This window comes from Streptomyces sp. NPDC091377, from assembly GCF_044757045.1.
Classification (GTDB): domain Bacteria; phylum Actinomycetota; class Actinomycetes; order Streptomycetales; family Streptomycetaceae; genus Streptomyces.
Genome location: NZ_JBIVUE010000006.1, coordinates 150,795 through 175,183, shown reverse-complemented (window position 1 = coordinate 175,183; position 24,389 = coordinate 150,795). Strand labels below are relative to the sequence as shown.

The 24,389-nt window shown below is 72.8% G+C and carries 20 protein-coding genes; 6 read left to right on the top strand and 14 right to left on the bottom strand.

Going from position 1 to position 24,389, the window contains the following annotated elements; translation table 11 throughout:
- Positions 1–125 precede the first annotated feature (125 nt).
- From ACIQNG_RS15525 to ACIQNG_RS15505, 5 genes are all read right to left on the bottom strand, one after another.
- Positions 126–1,241: a PQQ-dependent sugar dehydrogenase gene (locus ACIQNG_RS15525; protein WP_401485338.1), complete on the bottom strand. Its 1,116-nt coding sequence runs from the start codon at positions 1,239–1,241 to the stop codon at positions 126–128.
- Between the two features lie 222 nt (positions 1,242–1,463).
- The gene (locus tag ACIQNG_RS15520) at positions 1,464–1,883 is read right to left on the bottom strand and encodes a DUF5955 family protein (RefSeq protein ID WP_401428534.1); all 420 of its coding nucleotides are present in this window, start codon (positions 1,881–1,883) and stop codon (positions 1,464–1,466) included.
- 80 nt (positions 1,884–1,963) lie between these two features.
- Positions 1,964–4,363 carry a hypothetical protein gene (locus ACIQNG_RS15515; RefSeq protein WP_401485336.1) on the bottom strand — a complete coding sequence of 800 codons (2,400 nt, stop codon included), beginning with the start codon at positions 4,361–4,363 and terminating at the stop codon, positions 1,964–1,966.
- 157 nt (positions 4,364–4,520) lie between these two features.
- Positions 4,521–5,309: an SAM-dependent methyltransferase gene (locus ACIQNG_RS15510; RefSeq protein ID WP_401428530.1), complete on the bottom strand. Its 789-nt coding sequence runs from the start codon at positions 5,307–5,309 to the stop codon at positions 4,521–4,523.
- Complete coding sequence (locus ACIQNG_RS15505) at positions 5,299–6,501, bottom strand: MFS transporter (RefSeq protein ID WP_401485334.1); 1,203 nt, start codon at positions 6,499–6,501, stop codon at positions 5,299–5,301. The genes ACIQNG_RS15510 and ACIQNG_RS15505 overlap by 11 nt, the downstream gene beginning before the upstream one ends.
- Positions 6,502–6,571: 70 nt before the next feature.
- Here ACIQNG_RS15505 and ACIQNG_RS15500 point away from each other — a divergent pair, with 70 nt between their 5' ends.
- Together ACIQNG_RS15500 and ACIQNG_RS15495 are read left to right on the top strand one after the other, a co-directional pair.
- Positions 6,572–7,540, top strand: coding sequence for a helix-turn-helix domain-containing protein (locus tag ACIQNG_RS15500; protein WP_401485332.1), 969 nt, complete (start codon positions 6,572–6,574; stop codon positions 7,538–7,540).
- A 91-nt stretch (positions 7,541–7,631) separates the two neighbouring features.
- Positions 7,632–8,129 (top strand): glutathione peroxidase, encoded by a 498-nt coding sequence (locus ACIQNG_RS15495; protein WP_401485331.1) that lies wholly within the window; start codon positions 7,632–7,634, stop codon positions 8,127–8,129.
- A gap of 230 nt (positions 8,130–8,359) precedes the next feature.
- On the opposite strand, the gene ACIQNG_RS15490 is transcribed toward ACIQNG_RS15495, so the two are convergent.
- The 3 genes from ACIQNG_RS15490 to ACIQNG_RS15480 all read right to left on the bottom strand — a co-directional run bounded on the left by ACIQNG_RS15490 (position 8,360) and on the right by ACIQNG_RS15480 (position 10,706).
- A complete protein-coding gene (locus tag ACIQNG_RS15490) occupies positions 8,360–8,551 on the bottom strand; it encodes a DUF397 domain-containing protein (protein ID WP_401428520.1) in 192 nt (63 codons plus the stop codon).
- A gap of 251 nt (positions 8,552–8,802) precedes the next feature.
- A complete protein-coding gene (locus tag ACIQNG_RS15485) occupies positions 8,803–9,660 on the bottom strand; it encodes a helix-turn-helix domain-containing protein (RefSeq protein ID WP_401485329.1) in 858 nt (285 codons plus the stop codon).
- Between the two features lie 293 nt (positions 9,661–9,953).
- Entirely contained in the window at positions 9,954–10,706 is a 753-nt protein-coding gene (locus tag ACIQNG_RS15480) for a GPP34 family phosphoprotein (RefSeq protein WP_401428516.1), read from the bottom strand.
- A gap of 169 nt (positions 10,707–10,875) precedes the next feature.
- Here ACIQNG_RS15480 and ACIQNG_RS15475 point away from each other — a divergent pair, with 169 nt between their 5' ends.
- Complete coding sequence (locus ACIQNG_RS15475; protein ID WP_401485327.1) at positions 10,876–13,581, top strand: D-alanyl-D-alanine carboxypeptidase; 2,706 nt, start codon at positions 10,876–10,878, stop codon at positions 13,579–13,581.
- Positions 13,582–13,758: 177 nt separating this feature from the next.
- Positions 13,759–15,660, top strand: coding sequence for an MFS transporter (locus ACIQNG_RS15470; RefSeq protein WP_401485326.1), 1,902 nt, complete (start codon positions 13,759–13,761; stop codon positions 15,658–15,660).
- A 14-nt stretch (positions 15,661–15,674) separates the two neighbouring features.
- Here the strand turns inward: ACIQNG_RS15470 and ACIQNG_RS15465 are convergent, their stop codons facing one another.
- Positions 15,675–16,511 (bottom strand): hypothetical protein, encoded by an 837-nt coding sequence (locus ACIQNG_RS15465; protein ID WP_401485324.1) that lies wholly within the window; start codon positions 16,509–16,511, stop codon positions 15,675–15,677.
- Between the two features lie 73 nt (positions 16,512–16,584).
- On the opposite strand from ACIQNG_RS15465, the gene ACIQNG_RS15460 reads away from it, so the two are divergent.
- A complete protein-coding gene (locus ACIQNG_RS15460; protein ID WP_401485322.1) occupies positions 16,585–17,370 on the top strand; it encodes an SDR family oxidoreductase in 786 nt (261 codons plus the stop codon).
- Positions 17,371–17,531: 161 nt separating this feature from the next.
- On the opposite strand, the gene ACIQNG_RS15455 is transcribed toward ACIQNG_RS15460, so the two are convergent.
- Positions 17,532–18,668, bottom strand: a complete 1,137-nt coding sequence (locus ACIQNG_RS15455) for an ADP-ribosylglycohydrolase family protein (protein ID WP_401428504.1) — start codon at positions 18,666–18,668, stop codon at positions 17,532–17,534.
- A 167-nt stretch (positions 18,669–18,835) separates the two neighbouring features.
- On the opposite strand from ACIQNG_RS15455, the gene ACIQNG_RS15450 reads away from it, so the two are divergent.
- The gene (locus ACIQNG_RS15450) at positions 18,836–19,336 is read left to right on the top strand and encodes a DUF2165 domain-containing protein (protein ID WP_401485320.1); all 501 of its coding nucleotides are present in this window, start codon (positions 18,836–18,838) and stop codon (positions 19,334–19,336) included.
- Positions 19,337–19,345: 9 nt separating this feature from the next.
- Here the strand turns inward: ACIQNG_RS15450 and ACIQNG_RS15445 are convergent, their stop codons facing one another.
- The 4 genes from ACIQNG_RS15445 to ACIQNG_RS15430 form a co-directional block, all read right to left on the bottom strand.
- Positions 19,346–19,915, bottom strand: a complete 570-nt coding sequence (locus ACIQNG_RS15445) for a hypothetical protein (protein WP_401485319.1) — start codon at positions 19,913–19,915, stop codon at positions 19,346–19,348.
- A gap of 124 nt (positions 19,916–20,039) precedes the next feature.
- The gene (locus tag ACIQNG_RS15440) at positions 20,040–22,625 is read right to left on the bottom strand and encodes a bifunctional FO biosynthesis protein CofGH (protein ID WP_401485317.1); all 2,586 of its coding nucleotides are present in this window, start codon (positions 22,623–22,625) and stop codon (positions 20,040–20,042) included.
- Between the two features lie 82 nt (positions 22,626–22,707).
- Positions 22,708–23,556, bottom strand: coding sequence for a TIGR03619 family F420-dependent LLM class oxidoreductase (locus tag ACIQNG_RS15435; protein WP_401485315.1), 849 nt, complete (start codon positions 23,554–23,556; stop codon positions 22,708–22,710).
- A 9-nt stretch (positions 23,557–23,565) separates the two neighbouring features.
- Positions 23,566–24,369 carry a TioE family transcriptional regulator gene (locus ACIQNG_RS15430; protein ID WP_401485313.1) on the bottom strand — a complete coding sequence of 268 codons (804 nt, stop codon included), beginning with the start codon at positions 24,367–24,369 and terminating at the stop codon, positions 23,566–23,568.
- Between the last annotated feature and the right edge of the window lie 20 nt (positions 24,370–24,389).

The following is a 24,389-nucleotide window of genomic DNA, read 5'->3' as shown; positions in this document are numbered from 1 at the left end:
CTGAGAACACCTCCAGGCTAGGGAGCCCCGGCGGCCCCGGCTTCTCGAAAGCTGACCGATCCGCCACCGACCGCCGCAGGCGCCCCGCACGGCCCGGGAACGGTTCCCTCCCAGGTCCGGGCCGACTAGCCCAGCGTCACCCCGAGGATCTGGTCGGCGCCGTCCGGGCGGCCTCCGTTGGCGTCGGCGTTGGTCGTGGTCACCCAGAGCTGCCGCTCGGTGCCCGGCACCTTCTGGACGGTGCGCAGACGGCCGTAAGTGCCGACGTAGTACGCGGTCGCCGCGCCCACGTTCTCCGTGTCGCCGTCGATCGGGACGCGCCACAGCCGCTGTCCGCGCAGGGCGGCCAGGTAGACGACGTTGTCGGCGATGGTGAGGCCGGAGGGGGACGCCTCACCGGTCGTCCAGGTCTTCTTCGGGTTGGTCGTCCCGGCGACCGAGCAGGTGCCCTCGCAGGTGGGCCAGCCGTAGTTCGCGCCGGGCTTGATGAGGTTCAGCTCGTCGAAGCGGGTGTTGCCGAACTCCGCCTCCCACAGCCGCCCGTTGCGGTCGAAGGCCAGCCCCTGGGGGTTGCGGTGGCCGAGGCTGTAGACGTGGTTGCCGAAGGGGTTGCCGGGGGCCGGCGCCCCCGTCCTGGTGAGCCGCAGGATCTTGCCGTTGAGGGAGGTGCGGTCCTGGGCGAGCGCGGTGTTCTGGGCGTCGCCGGTGGAGGCGTAGAGGAGGCCGTCGGGGCCGAAGGCGAGGCGTCCGCCGTTGTGGTAGCGGGCCTTCTGGATGCCCTGGAGGATCACCGTGTACCCGGTCAGCGAGGTGCCGTCGTAGGTCATACGGGCGATGCGGTTGCCCTCGGCGGCGGTGTGCATGAAGTACACCTGGCGGGTGGTGGCCCAGTCGGGGGCGACGGCGACGCCCATCAGTCCGCCCTCGCCGTTGGTCGTCACGGTCTGCGGGACGGTTCCGACCTGGGTCTTCTGACCGCTCGGGGTGACCTTCCAGACCCGGAAGTCGTCCCGTTCGGTGACCAGCGCGTGCGAGCCGTCCGGCAGCCAGCCCACGCCCCAGGGGACGGTCAGGCCGGTGGTGAGGGGGGTGACGCCGGTGGGCACATCGGCCGGGGCGTGGGCGGCGGCGGAGGCCGGGGCGGTGGCGGACGTCAGGGCGGCGGCCAGCAGCACGCCCGCGCACAGCGCCGCCGGGGTCCGTCGTCCGGGCCTGCCCAGGGGGTTCGTCAGGGGTCGCATGGGGCGGTCCTTCAGGTGGGGGGTGGGGGGGCGACGGACCCGGCCGATCATGTTCACATCCATGACCTTGGTCCAGTCCTACGCCCGCTCCAGAATTGCCAATTGAATGAACGCCGTCAATCCCCACCGGCGGCCGGCCCTCGGACCCCGGGCCCCCGTCCTCGGCCCCCGGCCCCCGTCCTCAGACCTCGGCCTCCCGTCCTCAGACCCCGGCCCCCGCCCTCAGGCCCCCAGCACCCCGCGCACCGACTGGGTCAGTTCGCCCACCGCCACCGCCAGCGGGGCCACCGGCTGGGCGAAGGCGGTCAGCCGGTCCAGGGCCCGGCGCAGCACCGTCGGCTGGGGCTCCTCCTCGTCCAGTTCCTCGCGCAGCCGCCGCAGTTCGCGGGAGGTGCCGTCGGGGTCGGCGAGCGCCTCCCGGTGCTCTTCGAGCAACTCCTCGATCCGGTCCAGGAGTTCGGCGGTACGGGCCGCCTCGGCGCCGCCCTGCTGCTGGAAGCCGACGGAGCCGGAGAACGCCTGGGCTCGATGGCCGATCGCCTGGTTGCCGACGTAGTGGGTGCCGCCCTTGATCACCAGGCCGTTGTTGACCGGCGGGTCCTGCCGCCCGTCGTCGCCGCGCCGCCCGTCGTCGCCGTCCATCGCACTCCTCGCTCTTCCTGCTCTTCCTGCTCTTCGCCGACCCGTCTCGCCGACCGCGCCTCGCCGCCCCCGTCCCGCGTCTACGGCCGGGCCCCCGCGCCGGCGGCGTCCGGCGCCCCGGCCGCACCCCCCGGTCCCGCCGCCGTGCCCGCGCCGCCCGGTCCGGGCTGGGCGGGCGGCCGGCCCAGGTTCTGGGTGGCGCTGGCGCCCGACCCGATCGCCTGGTTCCCGATGATGCTCATTCCGCCCTGCTGGATGAGCCCCTGGTTGAGGATGGTCTGCTGCTGGCTGCGGAAGTCGGTGGTGTCGTAGCCGCGGGCGTCCAGGAACTCCCGGATCGCCGCGAGGGTGTGCCGGCCGAGCGCGGCGGTGATCCGGGCGGCGTCCACCACCTGGAAGTAGTTCTGGTACCGCGGGCTGAGGGCCAGTTCGCGCACGCTGACCCGGGCGCCGAAGTCGTAGACCGGATCCTCCTCCAGGGCGGTCAGCTCGTCCAGCATCCGGCGCCGATGACGCTGCTCGAAGTGGTGGTGGCGCCAGGCGTCGGCGGGGGCGCGGTAGAGGGCGCGGCCGGTGCGGGAGAGCGCGGCGAGGGTCAGCCCGCGCCGGCCGGCGGCGCTGAGCGATCCGCGCAGCCGGTCCGCCACGTGGTACTCGGCGGCGACCGGTCCGAGCACATGGTTGTCGCAGCTGACATGGAGGGTGCGGCCGGCGGTCGAGAAGTGCAGGAACACACTGGGCACCACGTCCCCGCCCCACAGCGGCACATGCACGGCCAGGCAGTGGCGGACCGTGCCGGTCGGGTTCAGCATGATCTCCTCGACCGACTCGGGCGTCAGCCGGGCCAGCGGGGCGAGTTGGGTCGGCGCGATGAACCGGCTGTCGTCCCCGATGCCGGTGCCGCTCGCGAAGACCCGGTCCTCGACGGTGAGCGACCGCAGGGTCTCGGCGGCCTCCGGCTCCTCGTCGTCGGGACCGCCGCGCCGGGCGACCGTCCGCAGGTGGTCGCGCAGGTGGTCCACGAGGTCCACGACCGTGAACGGCCGCGGTTCGCCCGGGTCGGCGCGGTCGGCCGCGTCGCCGGTGCCGGTTCCCGCGCCCGACTCGTCGGCGGGCAGCAGCGGGACGGCGAGGGACCAGGTGGAGTCGGTCGACGCGTACCCCTTGAAGGGGACGAAGCCGCTGTAGACGGTGGTGTTCCCGTCCCGCGCCTCCTTCAGGGCCGCCAGCCGGGCCGCGATCCAGGGGCTGGGCGGCACGGGCGGCAGCGGGATCCCGTAGAAGCGCTCGCGGGTCATGGTCGCGCGCAGCGTGCGGTCGGTCTCCAGATCGTGGCGTACGACGGTGACGTACGCGTACCCCGTGGCGCCGAGGGTGACGAGGACCGCCGGGATGCCGCCGAGGTAGGTGCCGAACAGCCAGCTGAAGACGCCGGGCAGCGGGAGCGTGGACAGCGTCACGGCCAGCAGGAAGGCGGCGGCCACCATCGATCCGGCGCGGATCCAGGTGCCCGTCAGGGCCCGGCCCGCCGGGTCATGGCTGCCGCGGGTGGCCCGGCTGGGCAGGGCGCGCCCGGCGCCCGCGGTGACCCCCAGCAGCAGCCGCGGCAGCCACACCCACAGCGGCGCCACCACGGCCACCGCGGCGACGGCCGCGGCCAGCCGCAGGTTCCGGGCGTGCCGGGTCTCCTGGGCGGCGAGGCAGTGATGGGCCACCGCCACCAGGTCCACGTCCGGCGAGGGCGCGATCGCACCGGCCTCGTCCGCGACGACCTCGTCGACGACCCGGCCGGCGAACTCCTCGTCCACGTAGGCGGCGGTGCACAGATACCGGGTGACGTCGCCGGGGACGCGCCCGACCGGCATGTGGGGCTGCGGAGTCGTCATGCCGACGGTTCCCTTCTGCGGGCGGAGCGGTGGCCGGACCGGGAGCCACGACGGCCCGCCGGACGGCACCCGGGGCGCTCCGGCGGTGACCAGGGCGAGCAGGACACCCGCCAGCAGGCCGAAGTCGAGCGCGGAGCCGAGCAGGTGGTCGCGCAGTGCCTCGTCGTACGGCACGAAGTCACTGACGTAGGTGTCGAGCATCAGCCACCGGGACAGGGCCGCCAGTTCGGAGGCGAGCAGTCCCACCCCGAGACAGCGCAGCAGGCCCGAGTCGCCGCGCGCGGTGAACCGGAGGGCGAGGGCGGCGAACACGGCGATCAGCAGGGCCACGCTGACGTCGATGGCGACCAGCGTCTCCGTCCCGGCGTAGCGCTCGGCGGAGACGTCCCACCACACGGCGCCCATCGCTTCGAGCAGCCAGCGCAGGGTGCCGAAGTCCTCGTACTCGCCGTAGAACTCCCAGGCGGCCTCCTGCGCCCAGGGGCTTCCCGCGACGAGGAAGGTCCCGCACAGCACGAGGATCCGCCGCCGGGTGCTCCCGCGGACCGCTCCGGGCGTCCCCCGGCGTCCCGCCCGCGGCACAGACAACGCCATGCGCGTCCCCCTCACCGCTGCTCCCGGTTCCCGGTGCCCTCACTGTACGGCCGGGTCCGGTCATCGCGCGGCGGAACGGGGTGAACTCCCTTGCGTCAGCCGACAGTTGAGCGATCAACGGCCGGGCTGGGGTGTCCCGGCCGCGAGCGGGGGAGGGTCACGGCTTGCGGGCCACTCCCCCGAAGTCGTCCACCTCGGCGGGGGTCCCGCCGTCCGCGGGCCGCCACCGGGTGACCGACACGAGGCCCGGTTCCAGCAGGTCGAGCCCGTCGAAGAACCGGGCGAGCTGCTCGGGGGAGCGGTTGACGCGCGGATTGTCGCCCGCCTCGTTCCACTGCTCGATCATCCGCCGCATCTCCCGCGGGTTGATCACCTCGGTGTCGTCGCAGAGCACGAGGTGGCTCCCGGAGGGCAGGGCGTCCACCAGACGGCCGACGATGCCGTAGGCGGAGTCGTCGACGACATGGGCGGTGATGCCGAGCAGCATCAGGGCGACCGGCCGGTCGAGGTCGAGGGTCCTGGCGGCCTCGCGGAGGATCCCTTCGGGGTCGCGGAGGTCGGCGTCGATGTAGTCGGTCGCGCCCTCGGGTGTGGTGGTGAGCAGCGCCTCGGCGTGGGCCAGCACGACCGGGTCGTGGTCGACGTAGACGATCCGTGTCGTCGGGTCGAGCCGCTGGGCGACCTCGTGGGTGTTGTCGGCGGTGGGCAGCCCGGTCCCGACATCGAGGAACTGCCGGATGCCCGCCCCGCGCACCAGATGCTCGACCGCCCGCACCAGGAACGCCCGCTGTGCCACCGCGATGTCGGTGATCGCCGGGTTCCCGGCCTGGATCTGATCGCCCACCTGCCGGTCGATCTCGTAGCAGTCCTTGCCGCCGAGCCAGTAGTTCCAGATCCGGGCGGAGTGCGGAATGCTGCTGTTGATCATTGCTGGGTCAAGCGGCATGGGATTCCCCTTGTCGACCAGGTGTTCCCACCAACGTAGGGCTTTTCCCCGCCGCGAGCAGCACTCCGGTCACCAGCAGCGAGGCCCCCGCCATGACGGTCACCGCGGTGGCGGGCGCGGTGAGCTGGGCGAGGGTGCCCGCGAGGGCCGCGCTGACGCCCTGGAAGGTGAGCATGCCCGCCGAGTGCAGGCCGAGGGCGTGGCCCGCGAGGGCGTCGGGGGTCAGCGCCATCAGCTGTTCCTGCTGGACGAGACCGGCGGCGAAGCCCACCGAGGCGAGGGTGGCGAGGAGGGCGGTCACGGGCAGCGGCGGACGCAGGAAGAAGACCAGGTACGGGGCGGCCAGCAGGATCAGCAGCGGAGCGGCGAGCCGGGCCCTGCGGGCGGGCCGGATCAGCCGCCCGACCGTGACGTCCCCGATCAGCATGCCGAGCGCCGCGCAGGCGAAGAGGGTGCCCGCGGCGCCGGGGTCGTAGGCGACGAAGAGGGATTCGCAGCCCACCACCAGCCCGTTCGGGATCCACAGCCCGAGGTAGGTGAGGCGGCGCGGCCGGGACGACCACAGCCGGGCGTTGGTCCGCCAGGTCTGCGCGGCGGAGGGGCGGCCCGTCTGCCGCGGTGGGCGGGCCGTCAGTCCGGCCCGCACGATCAGCGCCGACACCAGGTACAGCAGCGCCGACAGGATCAGGGTCGTACGCGCCGACAGCAGGGTCACCAGCAGTCCGCCCGTCGCGAAGCCCGCGATCTGCATCAGGCCGGACATCATGTTGAACACCGAGCGGCCCAGCAGATAGCCGTCCTTGGCGAGGATCTCGTTGAGCAGCCCCCAGCGGACCCCGCCGCCCAGTGACGCGATCAGCCCGGTGACGAGGATGACCGCGAACACCGCCCACAGCGGCAGTCCCGGCAGCGCCAGCACCGCCGTCCCGGCCGCGAAGGCCAGCGAGATACCGGCCAGGGTGGCGCGCGGGGGCAGCCGGTCGGCGCCGGACAGCAGAAAGGTGGCGCCCACGACCTGGGCCAGCGACGGCCCGAACATGCTCACCGCCGACAGCAGCGGTGACCCGGTCGCCCGGTACACCTGGGTGGCCAGGGCCAGACCGCCCACGGTCTGCGCGGCGATCTGCGCCCCCGAGCCGAGGAACAGCGGGGTGAACTCCGGTGTGCGGAAAAGCTCCCTGTAACTGCGCATGCACAGAACCTGCGGTCACCGGCGACCGCCCCGGTAACCTTTCGCGCACACACGAAAGGTGGTGGCCCGGATGGGCTGGTGGCAGGTGAACGCCGACACCCTGGCCCGCAGCCGGTTCGTCCTCTCCCCGCACGCGGAGGCGTTCGCGGCCCTCAAGCTGCTGCACTCCGGGGCCGGGGCGCACCCCGGTGAGCAGTCCTGGCTCCGCGCCCATCTGCCGGGCCACCGCGCCCGGCTGGCCGCCGACCCGGTGACCGCGCTGCTGGTCCGCGCGGGGCTGGGCCGCCACTGGATCGCCGACTTCCTCACCCCCACTCCGAGGGCCGGTGAGACCTTCGAGGACGGCGTCGCCCGGATCCGCGCCACCGCGCCCGCCGACGCCCGCGCCCATCTGCGGGTCTCCCTGGGCGGCGGCCCGCTCCCCGCCGCGCTGGACCGCGACGACCTCCCGGAGCGCGCCGCCGGCCTCCTCACCCAGGTCTGGGAGGAGACCGTACGGCCGACCTGGGAGCGCCGCCGACGGGTCCTGGAGGCCGATGTCGCGGCCCGCACCGCCCAGGTCAGCCAGGGCGGCTGGGCCGCCGCGCTGGACGCCCTGCGCCCCGGGATGCGCTGGCTGGGCGAGAGCCGCCTCCAGGTCAATCAGCACGAGTACCCGCCCCGTGAGATCTCCGGCGCCCAGCTCGTCCTGGTCCCCGTCACCCCCCAGACCGGCTGGGTGGCCTGGGAGGAACCCGATCACTACGCCGTCGTCTACCCCTGCGCGGGCGCCCTGGCCGGGACCCCCGGCCCCACCCCCGCCCCGGCCGCCCTGGGGCCGCTCCTGGGCCACACCCGGGCCAGGATCCTCGTCCTCCTCGCGACCCCCCTGACCACGACCCAGCTCGTGGCCCTGACGGGCCGCCCCCTGGGCTCGGTGGGCGGCCATCTCCGTGTGCTGCGGGAGGCGGGCCTGGTGGAACGCAGGAGGACCGGGAAATCGGTTTGGTACGAACGCACGGCGGCGGGCCGGATCCTGGTGGACGCCGGCCGGCGCTGAAGAGCCACGGCTCCGGCGACCCGCCGAAGGGGCCCGGGGAACCGCGCGGCCGGCCACCCCACGAACCCGCACCACCGCCTACGATCCCCCCATGACACCCCGAATCTCCGTACTGGACGTGGACATCAACGCCCTGGACGGCACCGCAGCCAACCTCCCCCAGTACACCGGCCGCCCCCTCCTCGTCGTCAACGTCGCCTCCCGGTGCGGCCTGACCCCCCAGTACGCCGCCCTGGAACGCCTCCAGCGCCGCTACGAGGACCGCGGCTTCACGGTGCTGGGCGTCCCGTGCAACCAGTTCGCGGGGCAGGAGCCCGGCAGCGCGCAGGAGATCGCCGAGTTCTGCTCGGCCACGTACGGCGTGACCTTCCCGATGACGGAGAAGGTGGAGGTCAACGGGGCGGACCGGCACCCGCTGTACGACCGCCTGACCGGCTTCGCCGACGCGGAGGGGCACACCGGGGACATCCGCTGGAACTTCGAGAAGTTCCTGATCGGCCGGGACGGCCGGGTCGTCGCGCGGTTCGCGCCGCAGACCGACCCGGAGTCCGCGGAGGTGACCGCCGCGCTGGAGGCCCAGCTCGGCTGAGCACCCCCGACCGCGACGGGCCCGCCGGTGCGTCATGCCGCTCGCGCGGATCGCCGGGGTGGTCGAGGCGGGCGGAGCGGGGTGGTCGAGGCGGGCGGAGCGGCAGGGTGGCGGGGTGGCGGGGCACAAGCCGAGCCCCCTCGGCTAGGACGGCGGGCTGGTCGAGAGGGCTCTGTGGTGGTGCTTGTTGAGTTGTGGTCGGTGTGCGGAGGATCAGGAAACCCCTCCCCTTACGCCGTGACCGAGGAGACGAACGCGGTCCACGCGTCCGCCGGGAAGTCGAGGACGGGACCGTCGGACACCTTGGAGTCCCGGACGGCCATAGCCGCCAGGACAGGGGACTTGACCTCGACGCACGCGCCGTTGCCCTGGGAGTAGGACGACTTGACCCATGAGTCCGTCGCGCCCTGAGTGATTGCCATTTTCGCTCCGGTAAGCAGTTGCTGATCAGCTGTCACCGCGACGGCCTCCCGACGCCCGGGGGTGCCTGGAGCGCACGACACGGTTTTACGCCAACGTGGTTGTTTGTTGGCGTGATCGACGCTACTCGCCAACCCGGCTGAGCGGAGCGGGCATTCACTCGTCCGAGGGGCATATTCCAGGGGATACTTCCCTGTTGCCCGGGGGACCGTGTACCGTGCCCACCGCACATTCGGCGGGCACGGTCCTCACCTCAGCGGGCGTAGTCTTTCACCACGTCCGAGATGAACTGACGGGTTTGCTCCACATTCAGGGCCTGCGCCCGCAGATGTTCGTACATCACGCTGTATCGGCCGACATCCTGCGGCTTCTCCAGATACAGATCGCTGGTGACACCCTCGATGTAGACCACGCTGGAGTCGGCCGCGTCGGGGAACTCCAGGATCGCGTACTGACCGCTGACGCCCGGGTGCGCCCCCATGGAGAACGGGATCACCTGCACGGTGACATGCGGCAGCTGCGACATGTCCAGCAGATGCTCCAACTGCTCGATCATCACCTGCCTGCTGCCCACGGCCCGGCGCAGCGCCGCCTCGTCCAGGACCGCCCACAGGCGCAGCGGGTTCTCGGCGGCAGAAATACGTTCCTGCCGACGCAGCCTGACCTGCACCCGCTTGTCGATGTCGGCCGGGGCCGCCTCCGGGAGCGCGCCGGTGATCAGGGACTCGGCGTACCCACGGGTCTGGAGCAGCCCCGGGATGACCTGCGGGTCGTACACGCGCAGGCTGGCGGCGTCGGTCTCCAGACCGATGTAGACGCTGTAGGGGATGTCACCGAAGGAGTGCCACCAGCCCTGCTGACGGGAGTCCTTGGCCATTTGCATCAGCGAGTCGACCATCCGGTGGTCCTCGACCTCGTAGACCCCGCACAGATCACGGACGTCCCGCTGGCTGATGCTGCGCCGCCCGTTCTCCAGGCGGCTGATCTTCGACTGCGAGACCAGCAGCCGCTCGGCCACCTCCTCGGCCGTCATGCCCTTGAGCTCACGGAGCCTGCGCAACTCCTGGCCCAGCCGGCGTCGCCTGACGGTGGGGTTGACATTGGACGCCACGGGACGTGCACCTCCGGCTGCATACCTGAAAAACCGCAACTGACTGCAATGAACTGCAACTATGCGTATCTGCTGTTGAGCAGATTGCCAGCAAGAGGCTTCCTACCGCTGGGAAACGGCGGATATGCAGCGCGGACACACCGGCTTCGCGCCCGGTGCGCCCGACCGGCGTCCGGGCACGGCCGAGCGGGGCGGTGAGGGCATGACGCTCTCACCACCCCGCTCGGACCAGCGGCTCCCGTACCGGGTCTGGGGGCGTACGGCCGGGTCGGCGCGCGTTCCGTGACTGCGGCTCAGTGAGCCACGGCGCGTGCCATGGATCCGCGGCGCGGCTGCACCGGAACCCCGCGTGCGGGTTCCGTCGCGGGCCTGCCGGGTCCGGTCGGCCGGGCGGCCGACGCCGGGCTGCGGCGCGGCTGGGCCGCCACGCCGTTCTGGACGTCCATCACGGCGTGCGCGACGAGACCGCCCATGGGGTCGTGCCGGATCAGATCCCGTAGCCGGGAGCGAGAGGAACGTCCCTCGTTGCCCGGATACAGATGCTTGCCGAGACCCACCGCGTGCGCGAGCGCGGCGAGCGCCGCGGTCCGCGGATCCGGTGGCACACCGGTGCGGATCGCCGAGTCCAGCCGGGCCTTGATCTCCCGGCTGATCGCCGTCTCCGTCGCCTGATAACGCGTCGTCGGCAGCACCCCGCACATCTGGCCCGCCACGGCATGCACCATGCCGCACCGCTCCAGATGCGAGAGGTACGTCTGGCGCAGCCCGAGTCGCGGCCCGCCGATCCAGTGGACCGCGCGCACCGGAGCGCCGCGCCTGCGCAGCAACTCCAACGCGCTGTCCAGCGTCGGATCTCCTGTCGGCCGTGGTACGACCACGGCGATACGATCCCCGTCTGGGGCTATCCGTCCGGCCAGCGCCAGCTCCACTAGCTGTGCTCCGGCCAGACCGAGGTCGAGCGACTGCGGCTGTGCAGTGGTACCCGTGGTCGGGTCCAGTGCCAGCAGCAGAAGCTCCTCCGGAATTGTTCTGCGGCTCCTGCCCATCCATGCCTCCCCGCGTGGATGAATGACAGGGTGACTCCTCTCACATTGGTCTGTCGAGGGTGCGTGACCGGTTCGTAGTGGAACCGGTAGGTATGTCGTTCTCGTCTAGCGCAGGGGGCATGCCCCCACACAGGACACTGGTACATGGTTCGGACAGCACGCGGACAGCGTGCGGCGCACGGAGGAGGCATCGGTGGCGGGCGAGTCCCCCGACAGGTCGAAGCAGCGCGAGTCGTCGGAAGAACCGACGTCGGGGGGGTCGGCCCCGGTTCCCGAGTCCCGCGACCCACGCCTCTCCCTGTCCCACGAGCCGCCCTCAGGGGCGGACACGGCGACCCGGGTCCTCGCGGTCCCCACCACCCAGGGCGACGAACGGCTGCGTGAGGCCGTGGCGGCATGGGTGACAACGGCCGACCGCCCGTCGCCGGAGCCCCCGGACACCGAGGACGAACCCGGGAACGGGGACAACGGGGACAAGACCGACGCGGAGACGGCGACCGGGGTGGAGACGGCGGCGACGGAGCGCGCCGCCGGGAACGACGCCGGTCCCGAGTCCGGGGACGAGACCGAGTCCGGGACCGGGACCGGGGACGAGACCAGGTCCGGGGACGGTGCCGGGACGCTGGGCGACGCCGAGGGCGACCCGGCGGACGACTCCACGGACCCCGACCCCGGGGACAACCCCGAGGGCGGGACCGGGAGCGGGACCGGGAGCGGGAAGAAGACCGACTCCGGGGCCGGAGACGACGCCGGGACGCGAGGCGACGCCGAGGGCGACCCGGCGGACGGCTCCACGGATCCCGGCCCCGGGGGCGACTCGGAGAGCGGAACCGGGAACCTGGAGAAGACCGACTCCGGGGACGACACCGACGCCGTGGTGGGCTCCTCCGAAGGGGCCGAGAAGGCCGAGGAGCCGCAGAGCGCGTCTGAGGCTGTCGCGGAGGCCGGGCCCGCCGGGACCCCGGAGAAGCCCTCCGGGGACGCTGGGGGCCCCTCTGAGGCCGCCCAGGAGGCACCGGAGGCAAAGACTCCGCCTCCCGGTCCGGACCCGGAGACGGAGAACAGCGGGCGGACCGACGCCGGAAAGTCCACGGACACCTCCGCCGACACCTCCGCCGACACGCCGACGGACAAGCCCGCCGACGGCCCCGACGACAAGACCCCCGAGGCCGAGTCCCGCGCCCCGGAACCCGCCGAAGCCGACACCGACACCGACGCTGACACCGACACCGGCACCGACGCCGACGCCGACGACACGGACCCCGAGACCGCCGACGGCACCGCACCCGAAGCCAGCACCGGCACAGGCACCGGCACAGGCACCGGCACCGGCACGGGTGCCGAAGCCGACGCCACCACCGAAGCCGAAGCCGCAGGCGCCCCCGCAGGCGCCCCCGCACGCGGCACCGACGCCAAGCCCGTCGATCAGCCGACCGCCATGCTGAAGCTGCCCCCGGCGCCCGAGGCCGAGCGCACCAGCCAGTTCATCGCTCTCAAGCCGCTCGACCAGCCCCGGCCCCCGGTGCCGCCGGCCGAGGCCACCCGCAATCTCCCGCAGGTCGGACCCGAGCACACCACCCAGCAGCCGCTGCCGCCGAGGCCGCCGCTGGATCTGCTCGCCGAGCTGACCAACACGCCTCCGCCGCCGGAGACGCCGCTGCGCACGGCGGTGCGCCGGGTGAAGATCTGGACGCCGCTGGTCCTGCTGCTGCTGGTCGTGGTCGGGGTCGTGCAGACCGTACGGCCGCTGCCGCAGCCCACGCTGGAGCTGACCGCGAAGGACAGTCACAGCTTCGGCGGCGGGAAGGTCGACATCCCGTGGCCGCAGGACGGACAGGCGGCGCTCGACGTCCAGGGCATCGGTTCCTTCGGTTCCTCCGGTGAGCAGAAGCCCGTGCCGATCGCCAGCGTGGCCAAGGTCATGACGGCGTACATCATCCTGCGCGACCACCCGCTGAAGAGCGGTGCCGAGGGGCCGATGATCGACATCGACCAGCGCGCGGAGAAGGAGTCCGACGCGGGTCAGGAGTCCACGGTGAACGTCACCGCGGGCGACCAGATCTCCGAGCGGGAGGCCATCGAGAGCATCCTGATCGCCTCGGCGAACAACGTGGCCCGGCTGCTGGCCCGTTGGGACGCCGGTTCGGACAAGGCGTTCGTGCAGAAGATGAACGACACCGCCGAGGAACTCGGCATGACGAACAGCACGTACACCGACCCCTCGGGGCTGAACGACTCCACGGTCAGCACCGCCGTGGACCAGGTCAAGCTGGGGAAGGCCGCGATGGAGCTGCCGGTCTTCCGCGAGGTCGCCGCGATGATGTCGTACGACGACTACAAGGGCGTCAACCACTCCAACTGGAACCAGCTCGTCGGCAAGAACGGTGTCATCGGCATCAAGACCGGCACCACCACCTCCGCGCTCGGCAATCTGACGTTCGCCGCGAAGAAGGAGATCGGCGGCGAGACCCGGACCGTCGTCGGCGCGGTGGTGCGTCAGCCCGCGGGCGGCTCCGACAACACCATCCTCCAGGGCGCCCTGTCCGCCGGCGACCAGCTCATGCGGGCGGCGCAGGAGGCGCTGGAGGCCCAGACGATCCTGAAGAAGGGCGAGGTCGTCGGGTATGTGGACGACGGTCTCGGCGGCCGTACCCCGGTGATCGCCACCAAGGACGTCACCGCGGTCGGCTGGTCCGGCCTGGAGGTGAAGCTGGAGTTCGCCGCCGACGAGCTGCCGCGGACCGCGAAGGCCGGGACCAAGGTCGGCGCGCTCACCGTCGGCGACGGAGGCGGAGGCGCGGTGGAGGTGCCGGTGGCGCTCCAGCGGGACCTGGTGGAACCGGGCTGGACGGACAAGCTCACCCGTATCGGCTGACCCCTCCCACCCCGGCCCCGTCGGCGGGCACCCACCCCGGAGCCCGCCCACGGGGTCTCTGCTAGCGTCACGAAACGGGACAGGTCGGCGGTCGCGGCAACGGGGCTGTGGAGCCAGGGGGAACGGGGCGCGGCCGGGAGAAGAAGAGAAGAAGACGGGACACGGGGAGTGCCTCAGGTGGCCACTGCGGAGCCGACACGCGCCGACGACGCCGACGACACGGGTGACACCGGCACGGGTGCGAGAGCGCGTACCCGGCCCCCGGCCTCCCCCGGCACCCCGGACGGTCCGGGCACCCCGGACGGTCCCGGCAGGCGGTCGGCCTGGCGGACCCGGACGACCGCGGCGGCCTCGGTGCTGCGCCGGCATCCGGTGATCACCGCGGCCGTGGTCTCGGGTGTGCTGCACGTCGTCTGGTTCTTCACCTTCGCGAACAGCGGTGGCGATCTCGCGGCGCAGGACGCCTGGGCCGAGTTCGCCGGGCGCCATCCCGACTCGGCGTACAACCTGGCCTGGTACGGCGGGATGCACCCGGTGTCGTACAGCGCGGTGTCGCCGTATCTGATGTCGGTGCTCGGGGTCCGTACGACGATGATGATCGTCGGGACGGTGTCGGCGGGGCTGCTGGCGCTGATCCTGCAACGGGTCAAGGCGGTGCCCGATCCGCTGTGGGCCTCGCTCGCCGGGGTCTTCGCGCTGCTGTGCAACGCGGTGTCGGGGCGGGTGACGTTCGGGCTGGGGATGCTCTTCGGGCTCGGCGCGATCGCGGTGGTGTTCTGCTGGCCGCACCAGTGGCGGTACAAGCGGTGGGCGAAGGCGCTGTGCGCGGCGCCGCTGGCCGCGCTGGCCACCCTGTCCTCGCCGGTGGCGGGGCTGTTCGTGGGGCTGGTCGCGGCGGCCCTGTTCCTCCAGAAGCGGCGGCCGGGCGCGTGGGCGCTGGGACTGGCGCCGAGCGCGGTGGTCGCGGTGTCGGCGTGGCTGTTCCCGTTCTCCGGCACCCAGCCGATGTCGTTCGGCTCGGCGGCGCTGCCGCTGACGTACGCGGTGCTGGTGTATCTGCTGGCGCCGCCGGCGTGGAAGACCGTACGGATCACGTCGGCCGTGTACGCGCTGGCGGTGCTGCTGGTGTGGCTGGTCAGCTCGCAGATCGGGTCCAACATCACCCGGCTGCCGATGCTGTTCGCGGGGGTGGCGCTGGTGGCGGCGCTGCCGTTCACGGTGCCGCGCTCGCGCAAGTGGTACGCGACCGTGGTGGCCGCGGTGGGGTTCTTCGGGTGGATCGGCTACAAGTCGGTGGACGATGTCGTGAACACCACGCCCGCCGCGTCCTGGGCGCGGGAACTGGCTCCGCTGGTGAACGAGTTGCAGGAGGTCGGCGCGGACAAGGGCCGGGTCGAGGTGGTCCCGGCCCGCTCCCACCGCGAGGCGTCCGCGCTGGCCCCGTACGTGAACCTGGCCCGGGGCTGGAACCGGCAGGCCGACATGGAGCGCAACAGGCTCTTCTACGACGACACCCTGAACTCGGCGAACTATCACGAGTGGCTCAAGCGCTGGGCCGTGCACTTCGTGGTGCTGCCGAAGGACAAGCCGGACGGGGACGGCGGTGAGCGGGAGCGGGAGCTGGTCCAGCGCGGGCTGCCGTATCTGACGCAGATCTGGGGCGACGCCAACTGGCAGTTGTTCGCGGTGACCGATCCGACGCCGCTGGCCGATCCGCCGGCCACCGTGGAGCAGGCCGGTCAGGAGGGGTGGACGATCCAGGTCAGCCGGCCGGGCGAGGTGCTGATCAGGATCCCGTACTCGCCGTGGCTGGGGCTGGTGGACGCGGAGGGCAAGGGGGTGGAGTCGCCGAAGGAGACGGAGGCGTCCAAGGACCGGCCCGAGGGCACGCCGAAGTCGTACGACAACGAGAACGGCTGTCTGATGGAGGCGGCGGAGGACGCCGAGGGCGACAAGTGGACGGTGCTGCTGGCGCCGGAGGCCGGGACCTACCGGCTGGGCGCGCCCTATCAGCTGCCGCGCGGGACGCCGTGTCCGGAGGAGCTGCGTGAGGGCGCGACCCTGGACGTGCGGCGCTGAGGTGGGGTCGGCGGTCAGCGGAGCTGGTCCACGTACCGGTCCGTGCCGGGCACGGTCGGGATGAACGGGGCCAGCAGCTCCAGGCGGCCCGCTCCGGTGGCGGCGAGTTCCTCGTCCACGCCGGTGAACAGGGTGTCCCAGCTTTCCCTCGGGTCGCTCTCCAGGAACCAGAGCAGGGTCAGCCGGGTGTCGACGCCCTCGACCTGCTTGACGTAGGTCATCCGGTCGCCGGGCAGCGGGACCGGGCGGAAGACGGTGACCAGGGCGGCGGGTGAGCCCGCGAGGCGCCGGGGCAGCAGGCGGGCGGTGAGCCGGTCGGCGAGGTCGTCGCGCTGTTCGGCGGAGGGGGCGTCGACGACCTGGAGGACCAGGCCCGCGTAGGGGTGGTCGAGGGCGTGGGTGTCCCGGGGTCCGGCGGCGCCGTCGCGGTAGACGGTGGCGATCCGGTCCTGGAACGCGGTGAGGACATGGGTGCGGTCGCGGTAGACGCGGGCGTCGCGGTTGAGCCGTTGGTTGATGGCGACGGTCCATCGCATGTGGTCGGCGTGGCGGCCCTCGGTGATCCAGTAGGTGGAGAGGTAGCAGCCGGCGGTGACGGGGTCGGCGACGGCGGACCGCTCGGGGCGGCGCAGCGCCCGCAGCTCACGGGTGGCGACCCAGCGGCGGCCGGCGAACATCCAGGGCATGGCCATCGCGCCCGCGTAGTAGTGGTCGTCCTCGTACCAGCGGTTGTACGCGTACTCGTGGCCGGGGTGCGGTTCGACCAGGGTGATCAGCGCGTGCCCGGGGCGCACTCCGTAGGGGCCGACGGCGGCCAGGTCGGCGTACAGGTCGCTGTCATGGGTTCCCATCGCGTTCCCCTTTCCTCGACTCGCCCCTACTCTGACGGTCCGTCAGATACAGGTCCAGAGGCAGGAGTCGGCCATGTCGCTGCTGGAGGGAAAGACCGTCGTGGTGTCGGGGGTCGGGGCCGGGCTGGGGCACCGGGTCGCGGCGGCCGTCGTCCGGGACGGGGGGAACGCGGTGCTGGGGGCGCGGACCCGGGAACGGCTGGAGGAGTGCGCGCGGGACATCGACCCGGGCGGCGCGCGCACGGCGCTGCGGGCCACCGACATCACCGACGAGGCGCAGTGCGTGGCCCTGGCGGGGCTGGCGCGGGAGCGGTTCGGGAGGATCGACGCGGTGGTCCATGTGGCGGCCCTGGACGGGTACTTCGGCGGGGTGGAGGACGCGGACCTGGTCACCTGGCAGCAGGTGATCGATGTCAATCTGCTGGGCACCCTGCGGATGACGCGGGCCTGTCTGCCGGCGCTGAAGGAGCGGGGCGGGGCGGTGGTGATCATCGGTACGCAGTCGGCGCTGGCCCCGCCCTCACAGGTGCGGCAGGCGGCGTACGCGGCCTCGAAGGGGGCGCTGACCAGCGCGATGTACTCGATGGCGCAGGAGTGGGGGCCGTCCAGGATCCGGGTGAACACGGTGGTGCCGGGGTGGATGTACGGGCCTCCGGTCCGGGCGTACGTGCGGTTCGCGGCGGAGTCGGAGGGGGTGCCGGAGGAGACGGTGCTGAAGCGGCTGGGCGAGCGGATGGCACTGCCGGACCTGGCGACGGACGGGGACGTGGCGGAGGCGGCGGTGTTCCTCGCCTCGGACCGGGCAAAGGCGATCACCGGCCAGTCACTCCTGGTCAACGCAGGCGAACTAATGCACTGAGCCCCCTGGACACGGTCACTCACAACGCCGCCCAGGAACACCCCCTAGGGGCGCGGGGAACTGCGCGACCAGCCACGACGCAGCCGCACCCACCCACCCACATCCAGCACCCCACCCCACCCCACCTCACCGAACCCCACCGAACCCAGCGGAGCGACCCGTCATCGGGGGTACCGAGCCAACCACCCCACCGCCCCCCCGGCAGGGCCATGCAGCGCGGGCCCCTGCGTCATCTCCATCGCGAAGTCGTCGGCGAGTTCCAGCACCGTGGGACGCCCCTCCAGCTCGGCCAGCCAGGCCGGCGGCAGGGCCGTCTCGCCGTGCAGCGCGCCGAGCAGCCCCCCGGCGAGCGCGGCGGTCGCGGCGGAGGGTCCGTCCTGGTTCACCGCGAGCCGCAGCCCCTGCCGTACGTCCTCCCCCACCAGCGCGCAGTACAGGGCCGCCGACAGCACCGCCTCCGCCGTACCGGCGTCCGCCAGTTCCCCCACCCGGGCAGGGGTCGGCATGCCCTGGCGGACCGCGCCGAGCGCCTGTTGCAGCGCGTCGGCGACCGGCTCGTGGCCGGGGCGGGCGGAGAGCAGCGCCAGCGCCCGCTGCACGGCGGCGTCCAGGCTGTCGCCCCGGGCCAGCGTGTGCACGATCACCGCGTACGCGCCGGAGGCGAGCGTGGCGACCGGATGGCCGTGGGTCTGCGCGGCGCACTCCACGGCCAGTTGGACCACCAGTTGCGGCTCCCAGCCGACGAGCAGCCCGAACGGCGCCGAGCGGGCGGTCGCCTCGGGGCCCGCCGCGGCCGGGTTCTTGGGGGCGTCCAGGGTGCCCATGGTCTCGTCGCCGAGACCGAGCAGCAGCGGCCGGGTGGGGTCGCGGCGGGCGTACAGCCACTCCTCGCGGGCCAGCCAGCCGTCGTCCTTGCGGCGCTCGTCGGGGCCCCAGTCGCGCTGGGTGGCCGCCCAGCGCAGATAGGCGCGGTGCAGATCGGTCGGCGGATGCCAGGCGCCGGTGTCCCGGCGGACCTGGGCGCGTATCAGCCCGTCCACGGTGAACAGGGTGAGCTGGGTGAGATGGGTGACGGCGCCCCGGCGTCCGTAGGCGGGGGTCAGGTCGACGACGCCCTCGGGGCCGTGCGTCTGCCGGATCTCGTCCAGGTCGAGCCGGTCGACGGGGGCGCCGAACGCGTCGCCGACGGCCAGGCCGAGCAGTGTGCCGCGTACCCGGCTGCGGAAGTCCTGCTGCTCGGCGCGGCCCCACACCGCCCCCGACGCCGTATCCACCCGGACCCCCTTCAGCGCGCTCATCCCGGCACGTCGTACCGTGTTCGTCCGGTCGTGTCGTCGTCACGACAGCTCAGCACTGTATTCGACGGGCAACGGTCGGATCAGGGGTCCGAGCAGGATCGGGGCGGACCTCACGGAGTCGGCGCCCGGGGTGTGTGGGGCGTGTGAGGACTGGAAAGATCCGTGTCATGGCCACTTCCAACCCGCGGGCGCTTCCGCTCGCCGCCGGACTGCTGACCGGCACGCTCGCGCTCCACATCACCCTCGTCGCCGTCGGGAACATCACGGACTTCGGGACGAATCAGCAGTTCGTACAGCATGTTCTCGCGATGGACACCACATTCAAGGACGAGAACCTCATGTGGCGGGCGATCACCAGCAAGGGGATACAGAACACCGCGTACGTCGCGATCATCGTCTGGGAGACGGTGGCCGCGCTGCTGCTGATCGCGGGAACCTGGCTGTGGGCGCGGCGCGATGTCGTCCGTGCACGCCAGATCTCCACCTACGGACTGCTGATGCTGATGCTGCTGTTCGGTGCCGGGTTCATCGCGATCGGCGGTGAGTGGTTCGCGATGTGGCAGTCCTCCGACTGGAACGGGCTGGACGCGGCGACCCGCCTGTTCCTGATGAGCGGGATGGTCCTGCTGGTCAACCAGTTCGCGGGAGGCCGGCGCTCGGACGGCTGAGGCCGGCTCTCATCTCACGACCGTGACCGTCGTCCCCGTCGTGCCGAAGGTCCACAGGGCCGCGCTGTCCGCCGACTTCATGCGGATGCCGCCGGTACGGGCGCCTTCGGCCGGCGGCGGGGGCGAGGAGCCGTCGAGCGCGCTGGAGAAGGCGACGCTGACCCCGGACTCGGCGGCGAAGTAGACGATGTTCTCGATCTCCACCCCGTCGGAGCCGGTGGTGCCGTCGGTGCGCTGGCCCACGGTGTAGCTGCCGGGGTCGGGATCGACCGTTCCCGGCCAGACCCGGAAGGTGCGGCGCGGGGCGTCGCTGGCGTCGACCAGCCAGACCCGGTTCTCGCCGAGGGAGTACACGATCCGCCGCCCGGTGCCGGAGTCGTCCGGCACCCGCACGGAGGCCGGTTCACTCGCCCCGGGCTTGGCGGTCGCCGACGCGCGGGGCTTCGGCTCCCCCGCGGCGGCGATGGGGCGCGGGCCCTCTCTGGCCTGGAGCGCCATGGCGGCGACGGCCACGACGGCACCCGCGGTCAGGCCGGTGACCCAGGTCCACGGGGGAAGCCGGCGAGCGGACACGGACACGCAACTCCTCAGTCTCCGACCCTGGCCCACCCCAGGGTCGGATCATCGTACTGCGCGCCACGGGGAGGCCGAGCCCCTCGACCCCTTCGCGCACCCCAGGGCGGGGCCGCGGCCGATGCCGTGCTCAGTCCACCAGCGGCAGCAGTTCCGGCAGGTGGCCGTCCGAGGCGTGGGCCGCCCGCTGACGCTCCTCGGGGACCTCGCCGTACAGGGTGGTGCGGGGGCGGGCCGGGCGTCCGGCCGCCTCCGCCACGGCGATCAGGTCCTTGACCGACTTGTACGAGCCGTAGGAGGAGCCCGCCATCCGGGAGATGGTCTCCTCCATCAGCGTGCCGCCCAGATCGTTCGCCCCGGAACGGAGCATCTCCGCCGCGCCCTCGGCGCCCAGTTTGACCCAGCTCGTCTGGATGTTGGGGATCCAGGGGTGCAGCAGCAGCCGGGCCATCGCGGTCACCGCGCGGTTGTCGCGGACGGTCGGGCCGGGGCGGGCGATCCCGGCCAGGTAGACGGGCGCGTTGGTGTGGATGAAGGGCAGGGTCACGAACTCCGTGAAACCGCCGGTGCGGCGCTGGATACCGGCCAGGGTGCGCAGATGGCCGAGCCAGTGGCGGGGCTGGTCGACATGGCCGTACATCATGGTGGAGGACGAGCGGATGCCCAGTTCATGGGCGGTGGTGACGACCTCGATCCAGGTGGCGGCGGGCAGTTTGCCCTTGGTGAGGACCCAGCGCACCTCGTCGTCCAGGATCTCCGCCGCCGTGCCCGGGATCGAGTCCAGCCCGGCCTCCTTGGCGGCGGTCAGCCACTCGCGGATCGACAGGCCGGTGCGGGTGGCGCCGTTGACGACCTCCATCGGCGAGAACGCGTGGACATGCATCCCGGGCACCCGCTCCTTCACGGCCCGCGCGATGTCGAAGTACGCCGTCCCCGGCAGGTCCGGATGGATACCGCCCTGCATGCACACCTCGACCGCGCCGACGTCCCACGCCTGCCGGGCCCGGTCGGCGACCTGGTCCAGGGAGAGGGTGTAGGCGTCGGCGTCGGTGCGGCGCTGCGCGAAGGCGCAGAACCGGCAGCCGGTGTAGCAGACATTGGTGAAGTTGATGTTCCGGGTGACGATGTACGTCACCTCGTCGCCGACCACCGAGGCGCGGACGGCGTCGGCGATCGAGCAGAGCGCGTCCAGCGCCGGGCCGTCCGCGTGCAGCAGCGCCAGCGCCTCGTCGTCGGTGAGCCGGGTCGGGTCGTCGGCGGCGGTGGCGAGCGCGGCCCGTACGTCGGTGTCGATCCGGGACGGGACCATGCCGGGGGCGGCCAGATCGCGCAGGGCGCCCCAGTCGCCGTAGACCTCGTCGAAGTCGGTCCGGCGGTCGCCGGTGCGGCCCTCGGTGTCGACGGCGGTGTGCAGATCGGTACGGCCGGAGGCGGTGAACGCCTCGTCGGGCTCCTGCCAGGGACGCCCCTCGACCACGGCGTCGGGTCGGGCGAGTCCGGTCGCCGGGTCGGCGAGCGCCGCCACGTGCGGACGCAGCCGGGGATCCAGCCACGGCTCGCCCCGGGTCACGAACTCCGGGTACACACAGAGACGTTCCCGCAGCTCGAAACCGGCCGCCCGGGACCGTTCGGCGAGTTCCTCGATCCGGGGCCAGGGCCGCTCCGGGTTGACATGGTCGATGGTGACCGGGGAGACCCCGCCCCAGTCGTCGATCCCCGCGCCGATCAGCCGCTCGTACTCGCTGTCGACCAGATTCGGCGGGGCCTGGAGATTGCCGCTCGGGCCCATGATGTGCCGGGCCACGGCCACCGTCGCGACCAGGTCGTCCAGTTCCGCGTCCGGCATCGCGCGCATCGCGGTGTCCGGCTTGGCGCGGAAGTTCTGGATGATCAGCTCCTGGATGCCGTGATAGGTCCGGGCGGTCCTGCGCAGCGCGAACAGCGACTCGGCGCGCTCCTCGTACGTCTCCCCGATCCCGATGAGCAGCCCCGAGGTGAAGGGCACGGAGGACCGGCCCGCGTCCTCCAGGACCCGCAGCCGTACGGCGGGTTCCTTGTCCGGGGAGCCGTGGTGCGGGCCGCCGGGCTCGGACCACAGCCGGGTCGCGGTGGTCTCCAGCATCATCCCCATGGAGGGCGCGACCGGCTTCAGCCGCTGGAAGTCGGTCCAGCTCATGACCCCCGGGTTGAGATGGGGCAGCAGACCGGTCTCCTCCAGGATGCGGATGGAGACGGCCCGCACATAGGCGATGGTGTCGTCATAGCCGTGCGCGTCGAGCCATTCGCGCGCCTCGGGCCAGCGGTCCTCGGGCTTGTCGCCGAGGGTGATGAGGGCTTCCTTGCAGCCGAGGGCCGCGCCCTTGCGGGCGATGTCCAGGACCTCGTCCGGGGACATGAACATCCCGTGCCCGGCGCGGCGCAGCTTGCCGGGGACGGTGACGAAGGTGCAGTAGTGGCACTTGTCGCGGCACAGCCGCGTCAGCGGGACGAAGACGCTCTTCGAGTAGGTGATGACACCGGGGCGGCCCGCCGCCGCCAGGCCCGCGTCCCGGACCCGGGCGGCGGAGGCGGTGAGGTCGTCCAGCGCGGCGCCGCGTGCCTGGAGCAGCACCGCCGCCTCCGACACGTCGAGGGCGACGCCGTCACGGGCGCGTTTGAGGGCGCGACGCAGGGAGTTCTCGGTCGGGCCGGTTCCGGAGGTCGCGGAAGTCGTCATCCTTCGAGCATACGAGCGGGCTCCGCCGGTTCAGCGGGTCGGCCGTCCACCCCGGCCCCGGGTGCGCGGCGCACCCCGTCCCCTACTCGACGTACCGGGCGTATCCGTCCAGCGCCCGCAGGACGTCCGCCTCCCCCGCCGAGGGGAGTTGCACCACCACTTCCCCGATGCCGAGTCCGGCGTAGTGGTCGAGTTTGCCGGGGGTGGGCCGCACCGCGTACGGGACCACCTGGAGCGCCTGCGGGTCGCGGCCCGCGTCCGCCCACGCGGCGCGCAGCACCGGCAGGGACTCACCGAGACCGCGTCCGCCGATCGGCAGCCAGCCGTCCGCAGAGGAGCAGATGTCGGCGAACAGCCGGGGCCCGGCCGCCCCGCCCACCAGGGTGCGCGGCCCGACGGCGGCCCCGCGCGCCGTCCGTACCGGTTTGGGGTGGGCGTGGCTGGCCCGGACCGAGCCGAACTCGCCCTCGTACGCCGTCGGTTCGTCCGCCCACAGCGCGGCCATCAGCCCCATCCGGTCCCGGACGAGGTCCCGCCGGGTCCGCCAGTCCACCCCGTGGTCGTCGGCCTCCTCCACGTTCCAGCCGAAGCCGACGCCGAGGGTGAACCGGCCGCCGGAGAGGTGGTCGAGGGTCGCGATCTGCTTGGCCAGCGCGATCGGGTCGTGCTGGGCGACCAGGGTGACCCCGGTGCCGAGGCCGAGCCGTTCGGTGACGGCGGCGGCCTGACCGAGCGCCACGAAGGGGTCCAGGGTCCTGCCGTACTCCCGGGGCAGCTCACCGCCGCCGGGGTTGGGGGTGGTCCGCTCGACGGGGATGTGCGTGTGCTCCGGCAGATACAGCCCGGCGAACCCCCGTGCCTCCAGCGCGCGGGCGAGCCGGACCGGGGTGATCGTCTCGTCGGTGAGGAAGAGGGTGACGGCGATACGCATGCCCCTTCTCTACCCGGCCGGACGGGAGAAGTCCATACCGACCGGTCGGCACCCACCCCCGTCCGGGGGTCGTCCCAGCTCGCCCAGATGGCGCTCCAGTTCCGCCGCGCCCCTCAGCAGCGCCCGCCCCCGCGCCGCCAGCCGTCCGTGCCAGTCGTCCAGCGCGGCCTCCAGCGGTTCCGGTCCGCCCGCCGCCCGCACCTGGGTCATCAGCGGGGCGATCCGCTCCAGCAGATAGCCGCCGCGCCGCAGTTGATGGACCATGCGGGCCTCCCGTACGGCGGTCTCGTCGTAGACGCGGTAGCCGGTGCGCGGGTCGCGGCGCGGGAGGACCAGTCCGGCCCGTTCCCACGTGCGCAGGGTCGCGGGGCGGACGCCGAGCCGCCGGGCGAGCGGACCGACGAACACCCCGCCCCCCTCGCCGTCGCCCGCCGGTGCTCCGGCCCCGGCCGGTGGCCCGGCGTCGCCGAGGTCCCGGAGGGCGTCCTCCACCGCGCGCAAGGTGCGGCGGTCCTCCAGCAGTTGAGCGTGGCTCTCGTCGACGAGCCGGTACGCCTCCTCCCACCGGTCCTCGTGCACCGCGCGCAGGATCGCCGCGGCCGTCGCGCGGCCATGACCGGGCGCGAGGGCGAGGAAGGTGTCCAGGGCGCTCGCGTGCAGCGGGGTGTAGGAGCGGTATCCGGTGGGGGTGCGGGCGGCGGGCGGGAGGATGCCGGCCTCCTCGTAGTTGCGGACGGCCTGGGTGGACAGACCGTGCCGACGCGCCAGATCGACCGGCCGCAGACGAACCCCGCTTTGAGACTTTCGCGCCATGACCCCGCTGATATCGCACC

Excerpts from the sequence above, each read along its gene's own strand:
- ACIQNG_RS15465 (WP_401485324.1), bottom strand. The coding sequence starts at position 16,511 with ATGGGAACCCATGACAGCGACCTGTACGCCGACCTGGCCGCCGTCGGC.
- ACIQNG_RS15510 (WP_401428530.1), bottom strand. The coding sequence starts at position 5,309 with ATGCCGCTTGACCCAGCAATGATCAACAGCAGCATTCCGCACTCCGCC.
- ACIQNG_RS15500 (WP_401485332.1), top strand. The coding sequence starts at position 6,572 with ATGGGCTGGTGGCAGGTGAACGCCGACACCCTGGCCCGCAGCCGGTTC.
- ACIQNG_RS15460 (WP_401485322.1), top strand. The coding sequence starts at position 16,585 with ATGTCGCTGCTGGAGGGAAAGACCGTCGTGGTGTCGGGGGTCGGGGCC.
- ACIQNG_RS15480 (WP_401428516.1), bottom strand. The coding sequence starts at position 10,706 with ATGGGCAGGAGCCGCAGAACAATTCCGGAGGAGCTTCTGCTGCTGGCA.
- ACIQNG_RS15450 (WP_401485320.1), top strand. The coding sequence starts at position 18,836 with ATGGCCACTTCCAACCCGCGGGCGCTTCCGCTCGCCGCCGGACTGCTG.
- ACIQNG_RS15440 (WP_401485317.1), bottom strand. The coding sequence starts at position 22,625 with ATGACGACTTCCGCGACCTCCGGAACCGGCCCGACCGAGAACTCCCTG.
- ACIQNG_RS15430 (WP_401485313.1), bottom strand. The coding sequence starts at position 24,369 with ATGGCGCGAAAGTCTCAAAGCGGGGTTCGTCTGCGGCCGGTCGATCTG.
- ACIQNG_RS15525 (WP_401485338.1), bottom strand. The coding sequence starts at position 1,241 with ATGCGACCCCTGACGAACCCCCTGGGCAGGCCCGGACGACGGACCCCG.
- ACIQNG_RS15435 (WP_401485315.1), bottom strand. The coding sequence starts at position 23,556 with ATGCGTATCGCCGTCACCCTCTTCCTCACCGACGAGACGATCACCCCG.
- ACIQNG_RS15495 (WP_401485331.1), top strand. The coding sequence starts at position 7,632 with ATGACACCCCGAATCTCCGTACTGGACGTGGACATCAACGCCCTGGAC.
- ACIQNG_RS15455 (WP_401428504.1), bottom strand. The coding sequence starts at position 18,668 with ATGAGCGCGCTGAAGGGGGTCCGGGTGGATACGGCGTCGGGGGCGGTG.
- ACIQNG_RS15505 (WP_401485334.1), bottom strand. The coding sequence starts at position 6,501 with ATGCGCAGTTACAGGGAGCTTTTCCGCACACCGGAGTTCACCCCGCTG.
- ACIQNG_RS15515 (WP_401485336.1), bottom strand. The coding sequence starts at position 4,363 with ATGGCGTTGTCTGTGCCGCGGGCGGGACGCCGGGGGACGCCCGGAGCG.
- ACIQNG_RS15490 (WP_401428520.1), bottom strand. The coding sequence starts at position 8,551 with ATGGCAATCACTCAGGGCGCGACGGACTCATGGGTCAAGTCGTCCTAC.
- ACIQNG_RS15520 (WP_401428534.1), bottom strand. The coding sequence starts at position 1,883 with ATGGACGGCGACGACGGGCGGCGCGGCGACGACGGGCGGCAGGACCCG.